Source organism: Candidatus Binataceae bacterium, assembly GCA_035308025.1.
Lineage (GTDB): Bacteria > Desulfobacterota > Binatia > Binatales > Binataceae > JAJPHI01.
This window is the reverse complement of the sequence record DATGHL010000010.1, coordinates 1-25275: the sequence shown is the minus strand read 5'-3', so window position 1 is coordinate 25275 and position 25275 is coordinate 1. Positions and strand designations below refer to the sequence as shown.

Annotated in this window: 22 protein-coding genes and 1 tRNA gene; 8 read left to right on the top strand and 15 right to left on the bottom strand. The window is 62.5% G+C overall.

The genetic code is table 11. The features are described 5' to 3' along the window. Together VKS22_02645 and VKS22_02640 are read right to left on the bottom strand one after the other, a co-directional pair. The coding region (locus VKS22_02645; protein HLW69499.1) for a hypothetical protein at nucleotides 1-321 on the bottom strand (321 nt) is incomplete at its 3' end. A 299-nt stretch (nucleotides 322-620) separates the two neighbouring features. Continuing rightward, nucleotides 621-1790, bottom strand: a complete 1170-nt coding sequence (locus VKS22_02640) for an acyl-CoA dehydrogenase family protein (protein ID HLW69498.1) — start codon at nucleotides 1788-1790, stop codon at nucleotides 621-623. A gap of 190 nt (nucleotides 1791-1980) precedes the next feature. Here VKS22_02640 and VKS22_02635 point away from each other — a divergent pair, with 190 nt between their 5' ends. Further along, entirely contained in the window at nucleotides 1981-2988 is a 1008-nt protein-coding gene (locus VKS22_02635) for a LysR family transcriptional regulator (GenBank protein HLW69497.1), read from the top strand. A gap of 9 nt (nucleotides 2989-2997) precedes the next feature. Here the strand turns inward: VKS22_02635 and VKS22_02630 are convergent, their stop codons facing one another. After that, complete coding sequence (locus VKS22_02630) at nucleotides 2998-3630, bottom strand: TetR/AcrR family transcriptional regulator (GenBank protein ID HLW69496.1); 633 nt, start codon at nucleotides 3628-3630, stop codon at nucleotides 2998-3000. 92 nt (nucleotides 3631-3722) lie between these two features. Here VKS22_02630 and VKS22_02625 point away from each other — a divergent pair, with 92 nt between their 5' ends. Then, the gene (locus VKS22_02625; GenBank protein HLW69495.1) at nucleotides 3723-5009 is read left to right on the top strand and encodes an MFS transporter; all 1287 of its coding nucleotides are present in this window, start codon (nucleotides 3723-3725) and stop codon (nucleotides 5007-5009) included. 70 nt (nucleotides 5010-5079) lie between these two features. On the opposite strand, the gene VKS22_02620 is transcribed toward VKS22_02625, so the two are convergent. The 6 genes from VKS22_02620 to VKS22_02595 form a co-directional block, all read right to left on the bottom strand. Next, complete coding sequence (locus VKS22_02620; protein HLW69494.1) at nucleotides 5080-6819, bottom strand: amidohydrolase family protein; 1740 nt, start codon at nucleotides 6817-6819, stop codon at nucleotides 5080-5082. A gap of 167 nt (nucleotides 6820-6986) precedes the next feature. Further along, nucleotides 6987-7247 (bottom strand): hypothetical protein, encoded by a 261-nt coding sequence (locus VKS22_02615; GenBank protein ID HLW69493.1) that lies wholly within the window; start codon nucleotides 7245-7247, stop codon nucleotides 6987-6989. Continuing rightward, nucleotides 7234-7602, bottom strand: coding sequence for a hypothetical protein (locus VKS22_02610; protein ID HLW69492.1), 369 nt, complete (start codon nucleotides 7600-7602; stop codon nucleotides 7234-7236). Before VKS22_02610 ends, VKS22_02615 begins: the two co-directional genes overlap by 14 nt. A gap of 89 nt (nucleotides 7603-7691) precedes the next feature. After that, on the bottom strand, nucleotides 7692-9953 hold the full coding sequence (locus VKS22_02605; protein HLW69491.1) for a hypothetical protein: 2262 nt from the start codon (nucleotides 9951-9953) through the stop codon (nucleotides 7692-7694). Between the two features lie 194 nt (nucleotides 9954-10147). Continuing rightward, the gene (locus tag VKS22_02600) at nucleotides 10148-10774 is read right to left on the bottom strand and encodes an MSMEG_1061 family FMN-dependent PPOX-type flavoprotein (GenBank protein HLW69490.1); all 627 of its coding nucleotides are present in this window, start codon (nucleotides 10772-10774) and stop codon (nucleotides 10148-10150) included. 24 nt (nucleotides 10775-10798) lie between these two features. Then, complete coding sequence (locus tag VKS22_02595) at nucleotides 10799-11266, bottom strand: M67 family metallopeptidase (protein ID HLW69489.1); 468 nt, start codon at nucleotides 11264-11266, stop codon at nucleotides 10799-10801. Between the two features lie 113 nt (nucleotides 11267-11379). Here VKS22_02595 and VKS22_02590 point away from each other — a divergent pair, with 113 nt between their 5' ends. Then, entirely contained in the window at nucleotides 11380-12222 is an 843-nt protein-coding gene (locus VKS22_02590) for a hypothetical protein (GenBank protein ID HLW69488.1), read from the top strand. A 90-nt stretch (nucleotides 12223-12312) separates the two neighbouring features. Next, nucleotides 12313-12390: transfer RNA gene (locus VKS22_02585), tRNA-Glu, on the top strand. 33 nt (nucleotides 12391-12423) lie between these two features. Here the strand turns inward: VKS22_02585 and VKS22_02580 are convergent. Further along, entirely contained in the window at nucleotides 12424-13410 is a 987-nt protein-coding gene (locus VKS22_02580; GenBank protein HLW69487.1) for an LLM class flavin-dependent oxidoreductase, read from the bottom strand. A 157-nt stretch (nucleotides 13411-13567) separates the two neighbouring features. Next, on the bottom strand, nucleotides 13568-15256 hold the full coding sequence (locus VKS22_02575) for an NAD(P)/FAD-dependent oxidoreductase (protein HLW69486.1): 1689 nt from the start codon (nucleotides 15254-15256) through the stop codon (nucleotides 13568-13570). A gap of 266 nt (nucleotides 15257-15522) precedes the next feature. On the opposite strand from VKS22_02575, the gene VKS22_02570 reads away from it, so the two are divergent. The 4 genes from VKS22_02570 to VKS22_02555 all read left to right on the top strand — a co-directional run bounded on the left by VKS22_02570 (nucleotide 15523) and on the right by VKS22_02555 (nucleotide 19789). Next, a complete protein-coding gene (locus VKS22_02570) occupies nucleotides 15523-17433 on the top strand; it encodes a glycosyltransferase family 39 protein (protein ID HLW69485.1) in 1911 nt (636 codons plus the stop codon). 80 nt (nucleotides 17434-17513) lie between these two features. Then, nucleotides 17514-18035, top strand: coding sequence for a hypothetical protein (locus VKS22_02565; GenBank protein HLW69484.1), 522 nt, complete (start codon nucleotides 17514-17516; stop codon nucleotides 18033-18035). A gap of 160 nt (nucleotides 18036-18195) precedes the next feature. Then, nucleotides 18196-19119, top strand: a complete 924-nt coding sequence (locus VKS22_02560) for a DNA methyltransferase (GenBank protein ID HLW69483.1) — start codon at nucleotides 18196-18198, stop codon at nucleotides 19117-19119. Then, on the top strand, nucleotides 19061-19789 hold the full coding sequence (locus VKS22_02555; protein ID HLW69482.1) for an MvaI/BcnI family restriction endonuclease: 729 nt from the start codon (nucleotides 19061-19063) through the stop codon (nucleotides 19787-19789). Before VKS22_02560 ends, VKS22_02555 begins: the two co-directional genes overlap by 59 nt. Before the next feature lie 26 nt (nucleotides 19790-19815). Here VKS22_02555 and VKS22_02550 read toward each other — a convergent pair whose 3' ends face one another. The 4 genes from VKS22_02550 to mnmG all read right to left on the bottom strand — a co-directional run bounded on the left by VKS22_02550 (nucleotide 19816) and on the right by mnmG (nucleotide 24811). Then, the gene (locus VKS22_02550) at nucleotides 19816-20751 is read right to left on the bottom strand and encodes a ParB/RepB/Spo0J family partition protein (protein HLW69481.1); all 936 of its coding nucleotides are present in this window, start codon (nucleotides 20749-20751) and stop codon (nucleotides 19816-19818) included. Continuing rightward, nucleotides 20748-21653, bottom strand: coding sequence for an AAA family ATPase (locus VKS22_02545; protein HLW69480.1), 906 nt, complete (start codon nucleotides 21651-21653; stop codon nucleotides 20748-20750). Before VKS22_02545 ends, VKS22_02550 begins: the two co-directional genes overlap by 4 nt. A 350-nt stretch (nucleotides 21654-22003) precedes the next feature. Beyond that, nucleotides 22004-22843 (bottom strand): RsmG family class I SAM-dependent methyltransferase, encoded by an 840-nt coding sequence (locus tag VKS22_02540; protein HLW69479.1) that lies wholly within the window; start codon nucleotides 22841-22843, stop codon nucleotides 22004-22006. Nucleotides 22844-22948: 105 nt separating this feature from the next. Beyond that, nucleotides 22949-24811: a tRNA uridine-5-carboxymethylaminomethyl(34) synthesis enzyme MnmG gene (mnmG, locus tag VKS22_02535; GenBank protein ID HLW69478.1), complete on the bottom strand. Its 1863-nt coding sequence runs from the start codon at nucleotides 24809-24811 to the stop codon at nucleotides 22949-22951. Nucleotides 24812-25275 lie beyond the last annotated feature (464 nt).

Sequence of the window (25275 nt, the reverse complement as noted above, 5' to 3'; positions counted from 1 at the left end):
GGCCCGGCGGCCACCGAGAACCACACCGCCGCGCGCAACGGCTCCTGACTTCCAGGGACAGTCGCAGGGAACGAAGGCAATGGCGAAGGCGAGCAGGCTCCATAACGGTGCCGCCGCCACCTCCGATAAAGCCGGTAATCTGCTCAGCGACCCGTCCAACGGCGCGACTTTCGCCTGGAATGTACGCAACCAATTGTGAAGCGTCTCCGGCGGGTCGGCCGGTTCGTTTTCGCTGCAGTACGACGCCAGGGCGCGGCGCGAGAACGACAGCGGCGCCCACACCGGCACGATTATCTGGAGGATAAGACGTACGTCGCGCAATCATCACCTGGCGCGCGGGTAACAATTCTGTTTTCTTGCCGGGGAACGGCGAGGTGCTGATAGTTAACCCGGATTCTGGCACCTCCTATGTGCTGATCCGGGATGCGCAGGGCTCGACCATCGGGTTGGTCAACACCTCGAATGCTCTGCAAACGCAGTTCACCTATCAACCTTTCGACGCGCCGACGACCAGCGGGACCGCCGGCAATTCCCGTTCCTGTTCGGTGGCAGGCAGTACGATCCCACCGGCATGTATTGCAGTTACAGCCCGACCCTGAATCATCAAGTCTGGGGCCTCCCTAGTCGAAGGCGTTTTCGCCGGTGATGTCGCGGCCCAGGATCAGGGTCTGCACGTCGAAGGTTCCCTCATAAGTGTTGACGGTCTCGAGGTTCAACATGTGCCGGATCACCGGGTACTCGTTGACGATGCCGTTGGCGCCGAGCATGTCACGCGCCGCCCGCGCGATTTCGAGCGCTGCGTTCACATTGTTGCGCTTGGCGAATGAGACCTGCTCGGGACGCATCGTGCCGGCATCCTTCATCTGGCCGAGACGCAGGCAGACCAGTTGCGCCTTGGTGATCTCGGTCAGCATATCGACGAGCTTGCGCTGGACCATCTGATAGCCCGCCAGCGGCCGCGCGAACTGCTTGCGCGATTTCGTGTAATCCAGTGCGCAGTGATAGCAACTCCGCGCGGCACCGATCGCGCCCCAGGCGATGCCGTAACGCGCCTGGGTCAGGCAGGCGAGCGGCGCGCGCAGCCCGCGCGCGGCAGGCAGATGATGCCGCTCTTCCAGTCGCACATCCTCAAAGACCAACTCGGAGGTCACCGACGCGCGCATCGAGAATTTGCCGTGGATATCACTCGTACTGAAGCCGGGCGTGCCTTTCTCGACGATGAAGCCGGTGATGCCGTCCTCGACCTTGGCCCAGACCACGGCGACGCCCGCGAGCGAGCCATTGGTGATCCAGCGCTTGGTGCCGTTGAGGACCCATCCGCGGCCGTCTTTGCGCGCGCGGGTCTCCATCCCGCCCGGATCAGAGCCGTGATCCGGTTCGGTGAGTCCGAAGCAGCCGATGAGCTTGCCCTTGGCCATCTCGGGAAGGTAGCGCTGCTTCTGCTCTTCGGAGCCGAAAGAGTAGATCGCGTACATCGCCAGCGCGCCCTGCACCGAGGCCATCGAGCGCAAGCCCGAGTCTCCGGCCTCCAGCTCCTGCATAATCAAGCCGTATGCGATGTTGTTCAACCCGGCGCATCCATAGCCATGGAGGTTGGCGCCGAAGACCCCAAGCTCAGCCATCCGTGGGATTAGCTCGCGCGGAAAAGTCTCGCCCGCGAAGTGCCGTTCTATATCAGGCAGCACTTCACGCTGGACGAAGGCGCGGACCGCGTCGCGCGTCATTTTTTCTTCCGGGCTGTGCAGCTCGTCGAGATTGTAGAAATCCAGGTCTCTCAGGGTGCCTGCCATTCTGATTGCTCCTTATGCTAGCTTTAGAGCGTCAAATAACCAGAAATAAAAGAATTCTGCCAAGTTCTGTTTCGGAATAGTATCAACAAAAGCTGTTCTCCAAGGATTCGCGGCTGCGCCGACCGGCTGCATAAACCGCGCGTTGCGTCAGCCGGAGCCATCACCTATTCTTATACAAGAAGTTAGCAGTATGCACATCGAGACATTGAAGGTCTTCTGCGACATCATCGAAAGCGGCAGCGTTTCTTATGCCGCTTCGCAAAACTTCGTGACCCAATCAGCGGTCAGCCAGCAGGTCCGCAGTCTCGAGGACAAGTACGAGTGTCGCCTGTTAGAGCGCGCGCGCGCCGGAGTCAAGCCAACGCCAGCGGGCCAAATTCTTTATAACTCGAGCAAGGAGATCGTCCGGCGCTTCATCGAACTGGAAAACCGCCTGCGCGAGATCGGCTCAGTGGTTGCGGGTTCGATTCGCGTCGGCACGGTGTACAGCGTCGGGCTGCATGAGCTTCCGCCCTACCTAACCGAATTCATCCGCACCCATCCGCAGGTCAATGTTCACCTCGAGTATTTGCGCTCCAACAAGATTTACGAAGATCTGGCCGAGGGCAAGATCGATCTTGGTATCGTCGCCTATCCGGCCAAGCGCAGCCAGATTGTCACCGTCGCCTTTCGCCATGACGAGCTGGTCCTGGTGGCGCCGCCCGACGACGCGCTGGCCAAGCTCAATAAGGTCTCGGTCAGGGAGCTGATCGGCCAGCATTTCGTCGGCTACGAGAGGGACATCGCGACGCGCAAGGCCTCCGATCGGATTCTGCATGAATATGGGGTCAAGCCGCACTATACGATGGAGTTCGATAACATCGAGACGATCAAGCGGGCGGTCGAGATCGGACAGGGTATCGCGATCGTGCCCCGCTCGACGGTCGAGCACGAGACGGCGCGCGGCTCGCTCAAGCTGCTGGAATTCACCGAGGGACCGTTCATGCGGCCGCTTGCGATCATCTACAAGCGCGGCCGCGAGCTTTCACCGGCGGTCAACAAGTTCATCGAGATTCTCACCTCCAGCAAAATCCCGATGCCGGGCGGTCAGGGCGCGCGCAACGGCGTCAAGGCGGATTCCCACGAACGCGTCGCGAAAGACCTTCCGCAGACAAAGGAAGCTCACACAAAGGACGTTCCCCAGACTGCCGACCGCTAATCCAACCGCTCACCGCTCAACCGAACCAGCAAAAAAGCGGCCCTCGATAATCGCCGCGATTTCGCGCCAATAGGTCTCTTTCTCAGTCTTGACCAGCAGCCCGCTAACCCTCGCCCAGCCGGAACAGAGCATATGCACGGCCTCGACCACGCTCGGGACGTCGGTGACGTGCAGCAGCCCACGTTGACCGCCGCGCTCGACCGCCTGCGTCAGCGCGCCAATATACGGTTCGAGAATCTGATGGAGCGGCGCACGATACTGCGGACGGCGTCCGAGGTAGAGCACCTCGTGATTGAGCACGGCGAAGGCTTCGCGATAGCGATCGATTACGTCGAGCGCGGCGCGCATGATGCCGAGCAGTTCACGCCGCGGATCGTCGCCGCTGGCCGCGCGAATCTCGGGCAGCGCCTCGGCCAGCTCACCGACCATCGATTCGGCGAGCAGCAGCAGAATCGCGTCCTTGCTCTGCAGGTAGAGATAGATCGAGCCGGCGGCGAGTCCGGCCTCGACCGCTATCTCCTTGACCGTCGCCTGATGGAACGATTTGCGCGCGAGCACGCGGCAGGCAGCGAGAAAAATCTGCCGCCGGCGCGCTTTGACCAGCGGGTCATCGTGATTCTGAACTTTAAGCGCGTCCGCCATCGCCCTGAGAATACACTAGCGGAGCGCGCAGACTAGCGGAGTGCGGTTGCCGCGCTCCGCTAGCGTGTGTCAATCCGCCCCATGATCGGCTAATGCTCAATCGCGTGGAACCCGTCGCGGCAATTTCCGACCCGCCGGACGATCGCGCAGCCGCCGCGAGCCACAGCCGCGCGACGACGCGCGCGGTTTTTGCGAACCTGGGTGTTCAGGGCTATGCCTTCGCGTTGCTGGGCGTCGCGGCGCCTTTTATCGCGACGAGCTTCAGACTCGATCAAAGCGGGATCGCCCGCATGTATGCGTGGATCTCGCTCAACGCTTTCGGCGCCCTGATCCTGTCGCGGATGGCCGATCGCGCCGGCCGCCGCCAACTGCTGCTCTTCTGCCTGATCGCGACCGGGCTCTGCTCCCTCGGCGCTGCGCTCTCGACCCGCGCGGTCGCGTTTATCGTCTTCGAGATAGCCGCCTACGCCGCGATCGGTGCTGCAATCACCACTTCCATCGTAATGCTGGCCGAGGCCCTGCCGACAGACCGGCGCGCAGGAGGTCAGGTGATTGCCAACTTCGCTACCGGTATCGGCGGCGGCGCCTGCGTGATTCTCGCCCCCCTGCTCGCGCACTTTGCGATGTCGTGGCGCTGGCTCTTCGCACTTCCGATACTGAGCCTGATCCTCGTGCCGTTGATGATTCGGATGATCCCCGAGAGTCGGCGCTGGGAGCGCGCGGCTGCCACCGGCGCCACCGAGCGAAGCCGATTTTACGACATTTTCCGCCGCTCCTATCGGGGACGCGCAATTCCCCTGTTGATCGCAACGTTGATCGGCGAAGTGAGCGGCGCCGCCGTGCCCACCTGGATCTACTACCACGCCGTGACGGTCGTCGGGCTCTCGCCCGCTAAAGGCTCGATGATCCTGCTGGCCGGCGGAACGATCAGCATCCCCGGCCTTGCGCTCGGCGCCTGGATGGCGAACCGGCTCGGCCGCGTCCATACGATCGTTATCCTGGGCCTCACCGGGATCGCCGGCATTTTGGCCTTCTATTGGGGTCCGCCAAAGAATTGCGCCTGGCCGACGCTGTGGTTGCTGGTCGCGCACACCTGGTTCGCGACCACTGGACGCGGGCTGCTGGTCGCTGCGAATTCAGCTGTGACGGAACTCTTCCCGACCGCCCTGCGCGGTACGATAATGGGCTGGCTACTGTTCTGTATCGCGATCTCGGCGATTTCGGCGCAGGCGAGCATCGCGATTCTCGCCGCTCGCTTCGGCGGTATGTCCAACGTCGTCGGATGGCTCGCGCTGCTGACCATCCCGTCGGTGCTGATCTGGGGATTTTTTATCGAGGAGACGCGTGGCCTGTCGCTCGAGGCCGCCGCCCGCGAATAACCGCACATGGCTTGCAGACCGTCGCTATATGCGGCGGCCCGCCATCAGCACAAGTGTAGAGCACGCCCGCTTACAGCCCGCGAGTCTCGGTTCCCCGCACGACCTTGCCGGGACGCGCCCCAGTCTCGCGACCGTTTTCCTGGATCGCCTCCCCGTTGACGAACGTGGCGACGTAGCCGCGCGCCTTCTGCATCAGCCGCGGCATCCCGCCCGGCAGATCATTGACCAGCGCGGGATAGTCCATCGCCAGGCTCGTGTGGTCGATCAAATTCGCGTCGGCTTTCATCCCAACCGCCAGCGTGCCGCGGTCGTGCAGACCATACAGCCGCGCCGTCTCGCTGGTCATCTTCTTGACCACCAACTCGACCGGCATATGTAGCGGATCGCCCGCCGGATGCTCGCGCACCCACTTCGTCATCATGTAGGTGGGCATGCTGGCGTCGCAGATCACCCGCGCGTGCGCGCCGGCGTCGCTGCCGCCGAGCACCGCCAACGGATGATTGAGCATCTCATGCACCGCGGCCGGGTTGCCGTCGGCGTAGTTGGCCACTGCGAACATCAGGAACGTGCGGCCCTCGTTGCCGACCAGGAAGTCGTAGGCCACCTCGCGCGGATCGCGCCCCTCGCGACGCGCGATGCTGGCGATGCTGTCCTTTTCCGCGGGCGTGTAGGTCAGCGGCGAGCCGAGCGGATAGGTCCGCTCCCAGATGAGCGGGTTCTGATAGAGCAGCGACATGCCGGTGGTGTTCGGATCACTGTCGGCAAGCAGGCGACGTTTGGTTTCAGGCTCGCGCATCATGCGCAGCCGTTCGCCGGCCGGCAGATCCTTCAGCGGCGCATAGCTCGGCAGGAAAGTGAAGGGATGATCGCCCGCGATGTTGAACAACGAGCAGATCGGCCGCGCAAACACCTGCGGGGTGATCCGCTCGCCGGCGCGCACCGCTTCCTCTACCAAGCGCATTTGGGACCGCCATTGTTCCGGATCGGTATTGTGCTGGGCCAGCAGGAAAGTGATCGGGCAGCCAGTCTTCGCGACGCGCCGCATCAGCTGCATATCCTCGTTCAGCGCCGCGCAATCTTCGCCCGCGGCGCCCCGCGCCACCCATTCGAAGATGCCCCGTCCGGCCGCGAGGATTCCGCGTGCGATCGCCGTCAGCTCTTCCTCGAGCGCAAAGGTCCCCGGCACCGGCTCGCCATCGACTCCGGTGTGCACCAGCGTGCGCGAAGTCGAAAAGCCCAGTGCGCCGTCAGCGATCGCCTGCTTGACCAGCGCCGCCATCCCCGCGATATCCCCGGCGGTCGCCGCCTCGTTGCGCGCCCCCCGATCACCCATTACGTAGGCGCGCACCGCCCCATGCGCCACCTGCGCGCCGACGTCGAGCGTGCGCGGCATCTTCGCCAGCACGTCGAGGTACTCGCCAAAGCTCTCCCAGCCCCACGGGATACCCTGTTCCAGCGAGACCCCGGGGATGTCCTCGACCCCCTCCATCAGTTGAATCAGCCACGAATGACGATCCGGTTTCGCGGGCGCAAAGCCAACGCCGCAGTTGCCGAAGACCACCGTGCCGACGCCATGCCACAGCGACGGCGCGAGCTGCGGATCCCACGTCACCTGGCCGTCGTAATGCGTATGCACGTCCACCCACGCCGGCGCCACCAGCAGCCCGTCGGCGTCAATCGTGCGGCGCGCCGCACCGATGTCCTTGCCGACTCCGCTGATCCGTCCGCGGGTGAAGGCTACGTCGCCGCTGAAGCCCGGCGCACCGGTACCGTCGATAACCGTGCCGCCCTTGATTACAACGTCATGCATCAGAGTCTCCTCGCGATTGCTGGATTGCCGCCCGATTCAATGGTTCTGGCCGGCGCCACCAAGCCCTGATACTCGCAAAAACGTTTGCGACAAGCTAGCGCCGCCGACAACGGTCAGCGCGCTGCTGACCGGGATCGAGATCGAGCGTTTAAGGCGCGCGTTAATTTTCAGTTGATCCGCTTGAGATTCGGCACGAAGGCCAGCCACGAGCGATCTCGGACGTCCGCCGCGAGGCGCGCGCCCGGCGCCGCGAAACGATAGTGCCGGCCCGAGATCGGACTCACCACCGTCAGCGCGGTTTTGCCGATGTACTCGAATTGCGGAATCGCCATCGCGCCCGGCGCCGGCGGCCGCACGTTGGCGGGTTGCGCCGCGCCCGGCACTGACATCGCAACTTTGATCGCGTGATCAGCTCTACCGCAACACATCTTGCTCCTCCGCTTGGGTCTCTACGTCCGGATTCTCCGGCGCCGCGTCCTCGGTGTAATAACTCGGTGCCATTGCCGGCGCACCCGCGTTGAACCGTTCGACCAGAATCGCCCCACCCGACAATGCTGGCCACAAGATCGCGCGCTCGCGCCAGCCTTGTGCGATCAGCAGCGCGATGGGCGCGGCGACCCACAGGCTCAGGCAGTAGAAGCACTCGAAGACTTTGCCCCAAAAGCCCGGCTTGATCCGGCGCCGCAAGCTCTCGAGGAGCGCGCCCGGGCCCTCTTCGAAGGCCAGCAGATGGGTGATCCGCCATGCCGCAATCGCGCCCAGAATGAATTGATAGATTGGCATTGCTTTCTCGATTATGTCGAAGCTCGCGTCCTGCTTTGGCCCCTCATCCACGCAACAGGCCGCGGATGAGGGGCCATCGCAATACGGCTTTAGCTACGGCTCAGCGCCACCGCTGCAACTGTGTGCGCGTCCAGGCTGTCGAAATGCGAGGTCCCATCAGTATGCTTGCTGTAGACGTCCACCGTTATCGCGAAGCTGCACGCCGACGGTCCCGGACTCGGCAGCAGCGTCGTCAGCAGGCCGTTGGAGGCGGGCGAAATCGCCGTCGGGCCCGCAGGATAGGCAGGAAATCCTCCCGACGGAACGGCCGGGTGGTCCACGTCCAAACCCGAGTCCAGCGTCCCGCTGCCGCCATTTAGGCCGCGCTCCCACCACAACACGAAGCTCGACATGAAGCTGCTCGGCGGGGTCGGATGGGGCGGATTCAAATCGCCCAACACCGCGTGATAGGCGCGATAATCGACCTGGAAGGCGTCGCTCGCGTTGCCCGTCCCATGCAGGAACTGACATTCTTCGCTGCTCGTCACGCCGTTCATCACGAAGGCGTCAATCTCACCAACCACCGGGCGATTATCCGCCCAGATCAGATGGGTCAGCGCTGCGTATGGCACATTGGCCGTGCTGCCCGGACCACTCAGCGTCGGCATCAGCCGGATGAACTGGAAGCCGACCGCGGCATCGCCGGGGCCGGGCGTCACGCCGGGCGGCACCAGCCGATCGCCGTTACTCTTGAACACCTCGACGGTTAACAGGAACCGGCCATTCCCAGGTCCGGGCGGCGTGCTCGTAGTCACGTCCGTGTCGAAATACTGATGGAACTGCGCGCCTTCCCAATCCTGGTCCGGACTGGTCGAGCCCACCGGCTGCACTGTCGCCGACTGGTAGGGAATCACGCATAGCCCCGATACCGCGACGCTGGCGCTGTTGATTACCGCCGGTACTGGTCCCAGGTACTGTGGGTCGGTCTCGATTCCCGAGGTGCCGAGCGCATACTTGTACCAGGTCACCGGATTCTGAAGTGGCTGCGGCGTGCCGATCGGATTGCCGTTGAGGTCCGCCGGCGCCACGCTCATCCGATAGTAATATGCCCCCAGCGCTTCCATCCCCGGATCGAAATACAACATGAAGTAGAGTCTTTTGCACCACGGAGCATCGTTAGAGTTGACCAATCCGCCGTTCGCGTTCGCCAGAATCGGCGCCGCGACGCTGTAGGTGCCGGTTTGCGTAGTGTCCGTGTAAGGCAACCCCGGTCCGGCTGGCGGAATCGGAACGCCGTAATTGCTGTGCAAGGCGTGGGTCGAGGTCGCGCCGATCTGCTGTAGCACAACGAAATCTGTCCCCGGAATCGGCGGTTGGGTGCCGCAGGCGCTGCCCGACAGGGTCGAAAGATTGGCGAAATCGTCTGCGGCAAAATACTGACCCGCCGCGGCGCCATCGTAAATACAGACTGAGACCGCACCCTGGTTTTGATAAACCTTGTAAAAGTAGCTCTTGTAGCAATTCAGCAGGATGATCGGGAACTGATCGAAGCAAAACTGGAAGGAACCATCTGGCTGCAGCGACGCGTCGCCCAGTTTGGCCGTCGAGCAGGTGCACCAGATCGGCCACAGTGAAGGATGCGCCATGAAGTACTGCACGGCGTCCTGCGCCGAACTCGCCTGCAGCGCCTGTAAATCCTGATGCAACTCGATATTGGGCGCAAAGCGCAAATCGATCTTGCCGGCTGCGATCGCGCGATTCACATTCGCCACGGCCACGCGGTCAATCGGACCGGGGTCGGGGCCTGGGCGCGGCGGCGACGGAAACATCACCGGATTGGCCGCCAGAAACGCCGTGAACTTGTCGATAAACGGCGGTACATCCTTGATCAGGAACGGGAAGCAGCAGCAGGTCGATTGCCAGACCTCGACTACGCCGTTGCAGATCGGGTAGCAGAACTCGCGCGGCGGAAACGGAATCTGGTTGAGCGCGATCCCCTTCAGTAGCGCGGTCTTGTCGAAGAAAATCGGATAGCATTTGCTGACCTTGCCCGCGACGCAGATGCGGAAAATCAGCCACTGCCGCCACAGTTGCGCCGGCACTTCAACCACCGGATTCTTGGTCCACACCGGCAGGACCTGCGCCGCGGAAAACTTCTGCAGCACGCTCGCATCGAGCGTGCTCGGATCCGGCACGTCCGGCCCGAGCGCGATCGTCCCGGTGATCTTGCTAGTGTCAGCGCCTAGGTCCAGCTGACCTTTAGCGCCGGCCGCCAGCTTCGTCGCCTTTCCGCGCGCGTCGATTGCGTAGAGCGCCAGGTTAGGTGTTTCTTCGTTCGGCTGGGCGCCGACGAGTGTGAACTTCAGTTGCATAAAATCTCTCCATCCAAGTTCGGATGAAGAGACTCAGCGCAACTAACGTACCGAAAAGAAAGTTCGCGCTTTATTGATGGATCCCGTCGCGCTCCAAACGAAGCTTTGCACTTTCCGCAAAGCCCGCTTCGCAGTGGCGCTGAGATAATCGCACTCGACGGCCGCGCTCGCGCCGGCCTCGTCGCGCCGCGATCCTACAAATTGTTCTTGTAATCCTGCTCGACGAACTGATCGATCTGACGGGCCGTCTTCGCGTCCGCGCCGGTCTTGCTCGCCAGATAGTCGCCCCACGAGATCTTCACGCGCTCACTCCAGCTCTCCGGACGCCATAGCTGCGAGCGCATAAAGGCCTTCGCGCAGTGGAAGAAACATTCGCGAATCGTCAGACGAATCGCGAGCTGCGCGTCGGCTCCGCGCGCCGCCAGCCGCTTGAGCACCTCAGGTTCCACCGTCAGTTCCGCCGTGCCGTTGACCCGCAGCGTCTCATCAGTCCCAGGCACCATGAAGATCAACCCGACGTGCGGGTTCGCCAGGATATTCTGCAAACTGAAGACCAGCTTGTTCCCCTTGCGATCCGGGATGAGCAGGCTGCGCCGATTCTCAATCGCGACGAAACCCGGCGCGTCCCCCTTGGGCGAGGCGTCCTGATTTCCCGCGGCGTCGGCCGTCGCCAGCACCAGGAACGGCGACCGCCCGATGAACTCGACCATCGGCTCGTCGAGCGCCTTAAGCAGCTTGTGCGGCACCAGCGCGCCCGGCTCGCCGATGATCGCGCGCAATTGCGCCAGCTTGGTGATCCGATAATCTGTGGCCGTGGTCATTAGCACCTCCTCAGATGCGCCGCCTCAGATGAGCTGCAGCGCCGTCTCGGCGAAATCTCTGCGCGCGTCGTCCCAGGCGAAGGCGGCCGCCCGCGCGAACTTCCCGCCCTTCACCGACAGCACGATATACACCGTCCCCGGATAATCCGGCTCAGACGGATCAAACGAGCAGGCCTGCGCGCGATCAGTCGGCGAGAAGTAAGCATCATGCTCCGGATGGGAATGATAGACGGCCTTGAGTTCGAGCTTGCGCGTGTCCAGCTCCTGCATCACCGCCAGATGCTCGCGCGGCTCCATCAGGAAAGCCGTCCGCGCGTCGCGGATGAAGACCGCCGGATCCTCGCGATGCTTCTGCTCCTGGATATTCGTGATCGCCCGCACTTCTTCGACCACCGCGTCGCCGATCACGAAGCCGCAGCACTCGAACGGAAACTCGCGCTCCGCCTGCGCAATCATCTGATCGAAGTTCTCGCGCCTGATCGCCGTCGCCATACGGACTGGAAGCCTAGCAGATTTGAGCGCCTGCACAGAGCATAACGTAGCTGCACACGAGCCCCCTGCTTAGCGGCTTGCCCCTCACGCCGATCCCGCGTAGGAAAGATCGCATGGAACGTACGGTTATCCGGCTGGGCGGCGTCGAACTCAACTCGAGCGTGATGAATGCTTCCGGTCCGCACTCGGCGGAACGCGGGGAGATTCTCGAACTCGCCCGCGCCCATCGCGGCGCGATCGTCTTCAAATCCTGCAACCAGTTCGGCCTCGATAAGCCCGACAACATTAAGAATCGCGGCGTCGAGCACTTCGCCGATATCGCCGGCGACCTCGTACCGCGCGGCAAATCGATCGTCGGCAGCGTCGTCGGCGCGAGCGACGACGAGATCGTCAAGGTCGCGACCACGCTCGATCTCGCCGGCGTCAAAATTGTCGAACTCAACTTCGCCGACGACTTCGTCCAGAACGCCATCGCGCCGTTTGCGTCGCTCGAACGCCTCAAGGGCTTGATCAGCCGCGTTCGCGTCGAGATTCAGGCCAAACTCGCCGTCAAGTTACCCCCGCAGCTCGCACTCGAGCCGGACGCGGTCGCCGCGCTCCTGACCTCATTGCAAGTTCAGATCGTGCTCTGCGCCAACGACTTGCCGAAGGACCTCGAAGTCGATCTCAAGGGTGGCGCCGTCAAAGGCCCGATGCGCCCGCTCTCGCAAGTCCACACCTATCATCGCGCCGCGAAGGGGATGCTCGATGTCGTCGCCGTCGGCGGCATCAACACCGGCCGCGACGCCTATATCGCGCATCTGACCGGCGCGAAGGCGGTGCAGGTCGGCTCGGCGCTAATCAAGGAAGGCGCCGGCGCGCTCACCCGCATCGATACCGAACTCGACGACCTCCTCGGCGAGAACGGCCACGCCTCGGTCGATGAGATTATCGGTCAGGTCAAGTTCTCCGGATAATCGCCGCGCGACGGCCCTGACTTGGACGATTCTCGCCGCTCTGCTAGCTTCGCGAAGCTGACGGTTCCTTGTGCGCCAATTCTGCACGCCGTCCCCGTCGTCTAGCTCGGCCTAGGACACCGGCCTTTCACGTCGGTAACACGGGTTCAAATCCCGTCGGGGACGCCATAATGAAGCGCACGCCGGAGCGCTGCCAGATCGTCACCGCACTTTCGGCAGAATGTCTTCCTTGAGTCTTCGCAGATCGACAATGGTCTTTGCGGTAGGCACCCCCTTAAACGGCGGCCAGAGGAGCGGAAGGGTTAAACCGGCGTCCTGATACCGCTTGAGATTGTCTATGAGCTGCGCCGGCGCTCCCGTCATCGACGGAGTCAGTTTTCCTCTGGGCGTCTGATCCGTCTTCTCGCTCGTGATGTCGAAGAAGAGCATGCTCGATATTTCCAAATCGTCGATCGCGTGCGGGCTGCCGATCTTTTCGAGCTCGTCTTTGATCGCTGACCGCCACCGCGTGATTTCTTCGGGGGTGTCCTGTATCCCGATCCAGCCGGCCAAGCCGTACTTGGCGACGCGCTTCGCCGCGATCTTCGGCACTCCGAGCCCGCCGAAAAAGATCGGCGGGTGAGGCTTCTGCACGGGCTTTACGCCGAAGCCGCATTTCGGAAACGAAGCGAACTCGCCGTGATACTCGAACACCTCTTGCGACCAGATACCTTGCATGATCTCGATCGTCTCGATGACGTGCTTGTTCCGTCTTTCGTAGATGTGCGCCGCGCTCGCCGCCTCGAACTCCTCGGGCATCCAGCCGGTCCCGACACCGACGTTGATCCTCCCGCCGGCGAGGTGGTCCCAAGTCGCAATCTCCGCCGCCAAGACTCCCGGGGCTCGATAGGGCGTGTCGATTACGCTTACGCCGACCCGAATCTTCTTCGTGATCGCTGCCAGATAGGGAATGAGCGCCAACCCGTTCAAGAACTCGCCCCGCGAAGAGACCGGCAAAGCCAGCGGAAACTCCTTCATGAAGCCGAAGGGTTTGCGCAACTCCTGACGGTCGGAGGCTTCCGGAACTACGATACGGTCCAGCGTCCAAATGGAATCGAACTCAAGTTCCTCGGCGACCCGAGCGAGATCAACGATCTCGCTGACGGTTATCTTCTCCCTGAAGTTGGGGAGATAAAGGGCAAGCTTCATCGGGAACCAACCTCCAGCACGTGCTCTCTGTCGATAAGAATCCTGAGCACGCGGTCGGCGTCAATCGTACAGATGCGATCTTTGGAAATCGAACAACTCCGGCGGCGAGGACTCGCGCCGGGTCTTTAATCAGCCGCGACTCTCCTGGTCGGATGCGTCAGTCAGGGCTTTTCTCTTCGGCGCCTGCATTCTCAAACCCCGGACGGTGGAATGGCGTCGAAACGGAGCTGAAGGCGATTCCCTCGTAGCCTTTTTCCGCGACTTCGTTGATCCTGCTCACGTATTTCGGGGAGCCGCCGTTATAGACGAGGTAGCGGGTTTTGCCGTGCTCGTGGCCCGCGACGTTAGAGTTGTAGCCGGTGAACCAGGACTTGGCTTTCCGCATCAGCATCGTCGAATACATCTTGGTGACGTGGGCGGTCCAGCGTTCCTCGGCCTCGCGCGTCGCTTCGGCGCGAGTGTAGCCGTGGTTCCACATATACTCGAGCAGCTTCGTGCACCACCCGACTCCGGTCTCGATGCCACGCGGATAGTTCGTCGAGGCCGAGCCGCTCTGTGGCCCAGCCGGCATGAAAAAATTCGGAAAGCCATGAATGAGCACGCCGAGGAAGGTCGACGGACCGTCGCTCCACTTGTCACGCAACTTGGCGCCGCCGACGCCTTGAATGTCGATATGGTCGAAAGCACCGGTTATCGCATCGAAGCCCGTGGCAAACACGATGATGTCGAAGTCGTAGTCACGCTCCGTGGTGCGCAAACCGTTTTCGGTCATCTCGACAATCGGAGTCTCAGTGATATCGACCAGGTGCACGTTGTCGCGGTTGTAGGCTTCGTAATAGTACGTCTCCATCGGCACCCGCTGGATGCCGAAGCCGTGATCGCGCGGGATCAGCTTCTCCGCGACGGCCGGGTCCTTCACCCGCCGGCGAATCCGGTCGGCCATGTACGCGGAGAATTCGGCGTTCACTTTCTCGTCAGTGAAGATCTCGCGGAAGTTGCGCAGCCAGATCGCGAAGCCCGGGGTATCATAGAGCCGGTCCCATAGCGCGAGCCGCTCCTCGCGCGAGACCTCGTAGAAACCGCGACGGTCCGGCTCGTGCTCGAAGCCGCCCGGCGTCCGCGCACAGGTCGCGAAGATCTCGTCGTAGCGCGCCCGGATGTCGGCCATCTCCGCCTCGGAGATTGGTCCGTTGTGCAGTGGCGAGGCCCAGTTGGGCCGGCGCTGAAATACGGTCAGGTCGCCGACCTTGTCCGCGATCTCCGCGATAACCTGGATGCCCGTGGCGCCGGTGCCGATGACGGCGACCTTCTTACCAGCTAGCTCAACCGGTTCGTGCGGCCAGTTGAACGTATGGAACGAGCGGCCCTTGAAGGTCTCCATTCCCTTGAGGCGCGGCGGAGTAGGTATCGAAAGCAGGCCAACAGCCATAATGACGAACCGGCTGGTCAGCTCGCGACCATCGCTGAGCCTGAGCCGCCACAGGTCATTGGCCTCGTCGAAGTGCGCCGCCTCGACCTTACAATTGAACTGCATGTATTTGTGCAGATCGAACTTGTCGGCGACGAAATTTAAGTAGCGCAGGTTTTCAGGCTGACCCGAGAACCGTTCCTTCCAATGCCATTCATTCAGTAATTCCTTGGAAAACGAGAAGCCGTAAGTGTAGCTTTCCGAGTCGAACCGGGCGCCGGGATAACGGTTCGAGTACCAGGTCCCGCCCAGGCCGCCGGCCGCGTCGAGCACCGTTGCATCCACGCCGAGGTCGGCCAGGAGTTTGATTTGACAGATTCCGGCGACTCCGGCCCCGATGACGATAACTTCGTAGTGCGACTTGTTGCTCTCATTCATGATTTGCTCCAGTTCCGGCTTATCGGCGCCGAAATGCTGACCTGATTATCGATCTTGGTCGCCGCGGCGTGCCGATACGCCTTGATTTTGCGAGATTTACGGCAGTGTTGCAACTTTGAAGCGGTCTCTGAGGAACCGGGCGGGAAGATCTCTCCGCACGATAAGGTCCTGATCTGATGATTGAGACGACCGCCCCGGAGAATGCCGCCACGGGGCGCTCTCGATGCCGGGTCGCGAACCGGTTACCTTGATGCGTGCTGAGTTCATTGAAACACGCTGCCGCCGCTCTCGCGCTCGTCGCCCTCGCCGCGATTCTCACCCTCCATCGCCTCGGCGCCGCCGACGTCTGCGGCTTCAACGAAGCGGTCGAGGGAGTTTTCGTCCAACAGATGGTCGAGCACGGCGAATATCTCTTTCCGCTCGACAATGGCCGCGCGCCGCTCTACAAGCCTCCCCTCTTTCACTGGACCGCGACCGCGCTCGACCGCCTCGCCGGCGCGCCCCGCGTCACCGCCTTCAACCTGCGCCTCCCCTCTGCCCTCTACGCGATCGCGGGCGTCGCCCTCACGATCCTCTTGGCCGCCGACCTCTTCGGATGGCCCGGCGGACTTCTCGCCGGCGCGATCCTCTGCGCGTCATATCAATATATCGAGCAGGCTCGCCTCGGCCGCGTCGACATGACGCTCTGCTTCTTCGAGACCCTGGCGCTCTTTGGTTTTCTCTGGTGGCTCGCCGCCCGCGACGCCCCCCTCTGTCATCCTGAGCAGAGCCGCCTCGCGGCGGAATCAACGGACCCCGGATTCGTCACCAGTGGGACGGGCTCAAAGGGTACGGCGGCACCACGCAGTGAAGCGAGCGAGCGCATCCGCGAGCCACGCCAGGATTCCGAGTCTGCGGCCGAACAATCCCGGCGGCGGTGCGACGCGCTCCGCTACCTCTTCGCGCTTGCGCTCGGCCTCGCGACACTCGCAAAGGGTCCCATCGGCGCGCTCCTCCCGGCCGCCTCCGCCGCCCTCTTTCTGATCATCGAACGGCGCTTTGACGCGCTCCGGCGCCTCGCCACCCCCGGCCCGATTCTGCTCGCTCTCCTGACCGCCTCGAGCTGGTACGCCGCTTGTTACTTCGCCGGCCGCCACGAGTTTCTCCACCGCCAACTCGGCAGCGAGAATTTCGGCCGCTTTCTCGGCGCGCTCGGTGCGATGAGGCCCTGGTACTACCTCAAGCCGCTGCTGCTCAACTCCGTGCCCTTCAGCTTGATCGTGCCGATCGCCGTTTTCTCCGCGCTGCGCACCTGGTGGATCGCCAAGCGCCCGGCGCCCGCCTCCACCGAGACCGCAAGCGGCGCCGCGACGCTTCACCAACCCAGCGCGAGCGCTCAGCCAACGCTCCGCGCCGCACCCACGATCGACCCGCTCAGCAGCGCCCCCGCAACGCTTCCCGCACCCGCCGCCGGCGCTCAGCAGGCGCCGCCGGACCGCAGCGCGATCAACCCCCGCGCCGGCGAGCCTTACGGTCGTGCGTCCACCGAGGCGCGCGCGCTCGCCGCGGTCCGGCTCCTCGCGATCTTCTGGCTCGTCACCGTCGTTGTGTTCTCGCTCGCGGCCTACAAGCGCCGCGCCTATCTGCTCCCGCTCTGGCCCGCTTCCGCCGTGCTCCTCGCATGGACGCTAGCCGTGGTGCCGCGGCGCCTGCGGACGCCTCAGCCGCTTCCTCCTCTCTCCGCCGTGGGCGATGGCCCGCGTGCAGCGCGAGCGTCCGCGCGCGGCTATTCTGCTACTCTGAATAACATTATCCGTCTCACGGTTATTGCCGCCATCGCACCCGCGATCGTCGTCAACTTCATCTACCTCCCGCGCCGCGCCATTCTCGAATGCGGCGGCGATTCCTTCCGCGCCACCGCCGCGCAAATCAACCGCATCGTCGGCCGCGACGAGCCGCTCTATTCCTACAAGCTCGGCGACGAGCCCGCGGCTCTCCTCTTCTATCTCGATCGCGACGCGCCGCCGCTCGACGGCCGCCTCGGCGACGCCCCCACCCCGGGCTATGTGATCGCCACAGCCGCGGTCTGGCGAGTCGAGCGTGACACGGCGCTCGATCTCACCCCGGTCTTCGAATCGACCTCGGGCGCCCAGCGCCTCGTGCTGCTGCGCCACGGCCCGGCCCTCGCCACCCGCTAGCGCGGCCCGGCCTGACGATAGCGACCCGCTCTCCCGCCGTGTATTAAGGAGGAATTCCGGACCAGCAAAAAAGTAAAAAAGTGAAAAACACCAAGACCAAAATAACTCTTGCCGTCCTCCCGCTGGCGCTGCTGGCCGGATGCTTCCAATCCGGCGCCATCGATTCTTCCCGCTTTGACCTCGCGCAACGCCTCAGCCCCACCGCCTTCGTGCAAAACGCCACGATGAGCGATACCTCCGTCCACGAGGATCCGGACCTGCTCCGGGCCGGCGTGCCGCGCGAGCAGATCACGGCGGCCTTCGGCGCACCCAACGACACCAGCAACGCCGGCGGACAAACCGAGGACGAATATGAATTCAATCCCGACGGTTCAAAATTCGTCAAGCCCAAAATCTACGCGCGCAACATCGCGGCCGGCATCTTTACCGGCGGTGCCGCGACCGTCGCCCATCAGGTCCGCATCCATCACACCGAGGCGCAGCTCACGGTCTATCATTTGACCTACGGCCCCGACGACCGCGTCGCCACCGTCCGGAAAGAAGCCCGCGACACCCCCGCCGACGCAACCACCGCCGCTTCGCAACAACCGCCCTCACCCTAGCCATTGCTCAAGTCGCCGCAGCATCACTGGTGGGCTACAATTCCAACCCACAGAATGCTGCTGCCTGATGGAAGAACGAACGAGCGCCGCGATTCCGCCGAACTATCTGGAGATGGCCCATTGCCGGTCGTGTTCCTGCCCGCCGACGCATCTCAACTGCATGACGGCAAAGGAGTGGCTCAAAGCCCAGCTTGGGGTCTGGGAGTTCTTCTACGAGGGCCGGGATATTCGTGATAAAAACCTGCATCCCGCAACCTTCCCGATCGCGCTCGCACGCCACGTCATCAAACTTTTCACTCATCGAGGCGAGATGGTTTTAGACCCCTTCGTCGGCAGCGGTACGACGCTGGTTGCAGCTCTCGATGCGGATCGAAACGCTGCTGGATTTGACCTCCAGCAAAAGTATGTGGATCTGTCGCTGTCCCGGCTCAAGGAACAAAGCCTGTTCGGCAAAAGCACTCAACTCGCAGTATGCGATGACGCTCGCAATATTCCCGCCTATCTCGCCCCCGAGTCGGTGGCTCTGATTCTCACGTCGCCGCCATACGCAAATCTTTTGAATCGCAAGCGCAAGAACAAATCGCGCCGGATTCGAGATAACGGACAATTAGGGAAAGTTGAGCAGTATTCGCAGGACCCGCGTGATCTGGGAACTCTTGCATTGGAGGATTACGCGCAAGAGATGGGCGCAATCTTCGCCGGACTCCTGCCGCTGCTGAAACAGCACGGGCACTGCGTGATTAACGTGCCTGACATGTGGTGGGAGAATGAGCGCATCACCATCCATATCGCGCTGGTCGAGGAATTGCGCAGACGCGGCTTCGAACTGCGCAACATCATCATCTGGGATCGCACAAATCTCGTGAACAATATCGGGATTTTCGGCTGGCCCAGCAATTACATCACGATGGGCGTGACCTTCGAATACCTGTTGGATTTCTGGCGGCCGGAAAACGAAGCACGAAGAACCGCCATCCCCGCTATCAAAAGCCGAACTGATCCGAAAACGGCTGGCGCTTCGGAACATGGGGTGGATTCCAACGGCACGAGCGGGAAACGCGGGCGGAATCGGGAATACCCTTGAAGATTTCATCGGCATAAAGGAGAACAATCTGCCGATTCCCAACGCTGCCGAGTGGGAAATGAAAACCCATCGAATCGGCTCTGTATCGCTTATGACGCTGTTCCATGTGGAGCCATCGCCACGTGCATTGAAGTTTGTCCCGCTCGTCCTATTACCGAAATACGGCTGGCCACATAGGGAGGCGGGCGAACGCCACCCATTGGGCGAACTGAGCTTTCGCCAGACGATCAACGCCGCAAGCCCAAGTGATCGCGGTTTCAAGGTTGTACTAGATCATTCCACTTCAAAGGTCCTGATTTCGTTTAGTGCCAAAGCCGTCGATTCGCGCCATGAGCAATGGCTCAACACGGTCGAGACCCGCGCCGGTTTAGACGAGCTTGGCCCTCAGCCCTACTGGGGATTTGACGATCTGATGCACAAAGCCGGAAGCAAGCTCGCAAACTGTTTTTACGTAGGCGCAGAAACGAAGCGCGTCGCGGGCAAGGAATTCTTCCACTACTCCGAAATCCTCATGATGCAGGAATTCGGTTTGGAGGGGCTGTTGAAAGGCCTTGAGGAGGGTTGGGTATTTATCGATTTCGACGCGCGCAGCGGGCATAACCACGGGACGAAGTTCCGTATCCGACAGGACCGATTCCCCAGTCTCTATCGGCAAGTATCGAAGTGGTAACGACACTGACGAGTAGTAGCCAAATCCTACACTGAGGCGGACACCGAGCGCGCGGCGGCGCCCAGCAGCCGCACCAGCTCGATCAAATCCTGCTCGCCGTAAAATTCCAGCTCGACCCGCCCGGCCGCCTTGCCCCGCCCCATCACGAAGCGCACCTTGCGCTTGAAGGTCCGCTGCAAGCCCGCCCCCAGCGCCGCCAGGTTCGCATCCACCGCCTGCGCCCCAGCCCGCGGCCGCCGGCTCCGCCGCGCACTCGCAAAAGCCTCCGCCTGCCGCGACGAGGTCTTCGCCGCCGCCATCTTGCGCGCCTCGGCCAACTGCGCCTCCGGCGAGCTCAGCGCCAGCAGCGGCCGCACCTGCCCGCTCGTCAGCTCGCGCCGCCCGACCATCTCGAGCACCTCGGCCGGCAGCTCCACCAGCCGGATAATGTTACTCACGTAGGAGCGGCTCTTGCCGATTCGCTCCGCAATCTCCTCGTGGGTCAAGTCGAACTCGTCGTTCAGCCGCGCGAAGGCCCGTCCCTCTTCGACCACGTTCAGGTCTTCGCGCAACAGATTCTCGACCAGCGACAGCTCAAGCGCCGCGCGATCGTCCAGCGCGCGCACGATTACCGGCACGGCCGCCAGCCCGGCCATCCGCGCCGCGCGCAGCCGCCGCTCCCCCGCGATTAGCTCGTAGTCCAGCTCGTGGTCCTTGCCCGCCGGCCGCACGATCAGCGGCTCGATAATCCCCTGCGCCTTGATCGCCGCCGCCAGATCCTCCAGCGCCTGCGGCTCGAAGTGGACGCGCGGCTGAAACCGCCCGGCCGCGATCCGCTCGACCGCGACCAGCACCAATCCGCCCGACCCCGCCGCCGGCGCGCCGCCGAGCTCATCCGGGGCCGCGAGACCTCCCGCGGCATCAACCCCGTCCGTCACCTGCAGCAGCGCGTCGAGTCCCCGTCCGAGCGATCGCCTTGTCATGATCCTCTCCTGCCCCGTTCCTCGCCGCGGGCAAACAGCGCCCGCAGACTCCAGCTTTTTCGTTTTTCACCGCTTTCCTCGCGGGCCGTTTCACTCTCCGCGCTTTTTCCCCTTTTCGCTCCACTCGCGTTCACGCGCGCGATCAGCTCGTCGGCCAACCCTCGATAGGCCTCGGCGCCCGCCGACTTCGAATCGTATTCCATCACCGACAGACCGTGGCTGGGGCTTTCCGAGATCCGCACGTTGCGCGGGATGACCGCCTGGAAGATATCGGCCGGCAGATGCTTTTCCACCTCGCGCGCGATCTCCTCGCTCAGCCGATTGCGGGTGTCGAACATGGTCAGCACCACGCCCTCGATTCTGAGGCGCGGGTTCAGCTCCTTGCGCACCCGCGCGACCGTTCCAAGCAGCGCCGAAAGTCCCTCGAGCGCGTAATACTCGCACTGCATCGGCACCAGCACCGTATCCGCGGCGACCAGCGCGTTCAGCGTCAGCAGCCCGAGCGAGGGCGGCGTGTCGATCAGTATAAAGGCGTAATTGTCGCGCACTGGCTTGAGCAGCTCACTCAGCCGGCGCTCGCGCCCGGCGATCGTCGCCAGCTCGATCTCGGCACCGACCAGATCGGGTCCCGACGGCGCGACGAAGACCGCCTCGCGCGCCTTGCACAGCACCTTCTCGATCGGCACGGACGCCAGCAGGGCTTCATATATTGTGAGGTGCGACTGTTTGGCCGCTAATAATTCCGCTGTAGGTATCACGCCTGAAGAAGCATTGCCTTGCGGGTCCAAATCAATTAACAGGACCGGTTGAGTCGAAGAGGCGAGCGCAATCGCGAGATTGATCGCGGTGGTGGTCTTGCCGACGCCACCCTTCTGATTAGCGATCGCGATTACCCGTCCCATTTCTTTTCAGCGGCCGGAAAAAGCGCCCTCCGATGTCGGGGCTAGTGCCCGAGTCAATCATCAAGAGCCTTCACAAATCTAAAACCATGTTTTATATCAATGTTTCACGTGAAACATTATTCACGACACACTTCCTGATGCTCGAATAAACGGATCCGCGATTTAGCAATTCAGAAGCCGCTCCGCCGCAAAGCACCCGCACTTGTGATGTTACACGCAGAATGTTTCACGTGAAACATTCTGGACATCGACAATGCACAGGTTTTCGGGCTTGGCGTTGCAAGAATGTTTCGTCTGAAACATTCGCCACTGGAAGCCCAGAGGGAGCTCCCGGCTATCAAGCGAGCAGCTTAACGCTGGAACAGGACTAGTATTCGCGGCGTAACATGGTCACCGCGGCGGACTTCATACGGAATTCGCGCCCCGACGGTCAACCCGGTGCCTGCGGCCGCATCCTCAAGGGGCTGACCGCGACCGGCATACAGCATCGCGAAGCCGCCTTCGCGGAGCAGCTTCGCGGCACTCCGGCAAAAGACCGCCGGTTTGGCGAAGGCTCGCCCTAGCACTACGTCAGAGGATTGGTCGGGTGATAGCCCGGCATCGGTGGGCGTCTTCTCCGGCCTCTGAATATGATCAGGCGATAGCCCGACAACGGAGGGCGTGGCGTCCGAGCGGTGAACAAATGTTTCACGTGAAACATTTGTTTTAGCGGCCAGAGAGACCGCGTTCCGTTGCCGCGCGTATGCTGTTACGTCTGGTCGGTGAAGAACCGTCACATTATCGAGGCCCATTTCGGTAGCGGCGGTCTTCAAAAAGCTCGCGCGCTTGTGCCGCGCCTCGACCAGGGTGAAATGGGCCTCGCAGGCTGCGGCGAGGACCAGACCCGGAAAGCCGGCCCCACTCCCCAGGTCGAGTACGCGCCGCCCCGAGGTAAAGCATCCACGGAGAATCGAACCCTCCGGATGACTCGCAATTGTAAGCGGCGCCAGACTGTCGATTATGTGAAAGGCCACCTCGGAAGGATCCTCCGGATGAGCCGTCAGATTGGTCCGCGAACCCCACAATGCCAACGTCGCCGCAAACCGCTCGATTCGCGCGAGGAACTCTATGACGGCAGGCACGGAATCAAGTTCCTCATAGCGATTCTCCAGCAGGTCGCGCGTCTCCCGTCCTATCGCTTTCGGATTCACCGGCAACAACCTACTGGAAGATCAGGCGAGCGCGACAACGGCGCGCTCTCTTGACGGTGAAAAGAATGTTTCACGTGAAACATTCTTTACGCGAACGTCGTGAAGCTAGCTACGATGATTCGCGTGTAGATGGACAGCCAGAATCGAGACCGCGGCTGGCGTCACCCCGGGCATCCGCGCCGCTTGCCCCAATGAGCGCGGACGCACCCTCGTCAGCCGTTCGCGCACCTCGGTCGAAAGACCCGGCACTGCGGCGAAATCAATCGCGTCGGGAATCAGACTCTCCTCGAGCCGCTTGAAACGGGCGATCGCCTCGCTCTGCCGGCGAACATATCCCGCGTACTTGATCTCGGTTTCGAGCTCGGCGGCGGCGTCGAGGCGGAGAGTTGACGCGCGCCCGATTAGCTTCAGCAGCGTCGCATAGGAGAGCTCCGGCCGTCGCAGCAGCTCGAAGGCCCGCACCGGTTCGCTGAGCGGCGTCGCGCCGGCGGCAGCGAGGCTCTGGTTGACGGCTTCAGTTGCCGGGACTAGTTCGGCTTTGAGCCGGGCAATCTCGTCGCAGATTGCGTCCTCTTTGACGCGAACCCGCGCGCTGGCCTCGCCGCCCAGAAGGCCAAGCCGCTCGCCGATAGGCGAGAGCCGGCGGTCGGCGTTATCCTCGCGTAGGGCCAGCCGATACTCGGCGCGCGAGGTGAACATGCGGTAGGGTTCGCCGCCGATTCCGCGAGTGACCAGGTCGTCGATCATGACGCCGATATAGGCTTCGTCGCGCCCGAGGATCAGCGGCTCGGCGTCGCGCACCTTGAGCGTCGCATTGATTCCCGCCATCAGGCCCTGCGCGCCGGCTTCTTCATAACCGGTCGTGCCGTTGAGCTGGCCGGCAAAGAAAAGCCCCTCAACCAGGCGCGTTTCGAGTGAGGCGCGGAGCTGGGTGGGGTCGGAGAAGTCATACTCGATAGCATAGCCCGGCCGCATGATTTCAGCCCGTTCGAGGCCGGCGATCGAGCGGACCATGGCGAGCTGGACGTCGAGCGGGAGGCTGGTCGAGAGCCCGTTGGGATAGACTTCGACGGTGTCGCGTCCCTCAGGTTCGAGAAAAATCTGGTGCCGCAGCTTGTCGGCAAAGCGCATCACCTTGTCCTCGACCGAGGGGCAGTAGCGCGGGCCGCGGCTCTGAATCACGCCCGAGTACATGGGCGAGCGATCGATTGCGCTGCGGATAATTTCATGGGTGCGCGGGTTAGTCCAGGTCAGATGGCACGGGAGCTGGCTCTGCGCCAGATGTTTCGAGCGAAACGAAAAGGCCGGCGGCGGATCGTCGCCGGGTTGCGGCTCCAGCGCGGCAAAATCGATCGTACGGGCGTCGAGCCGCGGGCAGGTGCCCGTTTTTAGCCGGCCGATACGGAATCCAAGCTCGGCCAGATGCTCGCTGAGACCCATCGCGGCAAAGTCGCCAGCCCGGCCAGCGCTATAGTTTTTGAGGCCAACGTGGACGAGCCCCTTGAGAAAAGTCCCGGTGGTGAGGATCACGGTGCGGGCTTCGAAGGTTTCGCCGATCGCGGACTCGACTCCGCGGATGGCGCCGCCTTCCAAAAGGAGGCGTTCGACGCTGGCCTGGCGGACGGCGAGATTGGGCGTCGTCTCGAGGACGCGCTTCATGCGCGAGCGATAGGCGGCCTTGTCGGCCTGGGCGCGGCGGGCGCGAACGGCCGGACCTTTACGCGTATTGAGGAAGCGGAACTGGATTCCGGTTTCGTCGATCGCGAGGCCCATCTCGCCGCCCAGCGCGTCGATCTCGCGGACCAGTTGGCCCTTGCCGATACCGCCGATAGCCGGGTTGCAGGACATCTGGCCGATGTGATCGAGGTTCAGAGTGAGCATCAGGGTGCGCGCGCCCATGCGGGCGGCGGCGAGGGCGGCTTCGATACCGGCATGACCGGCGCCGACGACGATTACATCATGGAGCATCGCTAGAGAACCAAGGCTGGATTATGGCGCGGCGGCGGTCTCAGGCAAAGCGTTGTTTCAGCGCCCGTTATTTAACTTATTGTAGGATTTCTCTACACAGCGTATATAGCATTGAAGATCACAGCGTGCTCTTCCGAGGGCCTCGGCTCGATCACGATTTGGTGAGCCGCATTGAATGCGGGGCGGGGCGCGAAGTGCGCGGTCGTCCGGCAAGATACGATGGCTATTGCAAGATACGATGGCTATCAGCGGAGCGACCGCCATCGATTGATTCCGCGGGTCTGGCAGAGAATGCTTCGTCGCGTCTGTGAAACAGGAAAAGTATGGTAAGTCTAAAGGACTTGACTACAGATTCCATTGCTGCTAATCTTGTTTCCATGATGACCCTACGGCAGTTGATGGAAACCTTCCCGACGAGCGACGCTTACAAGCAATTCCTGATGGATCGGCGCTGGCCCGACGGG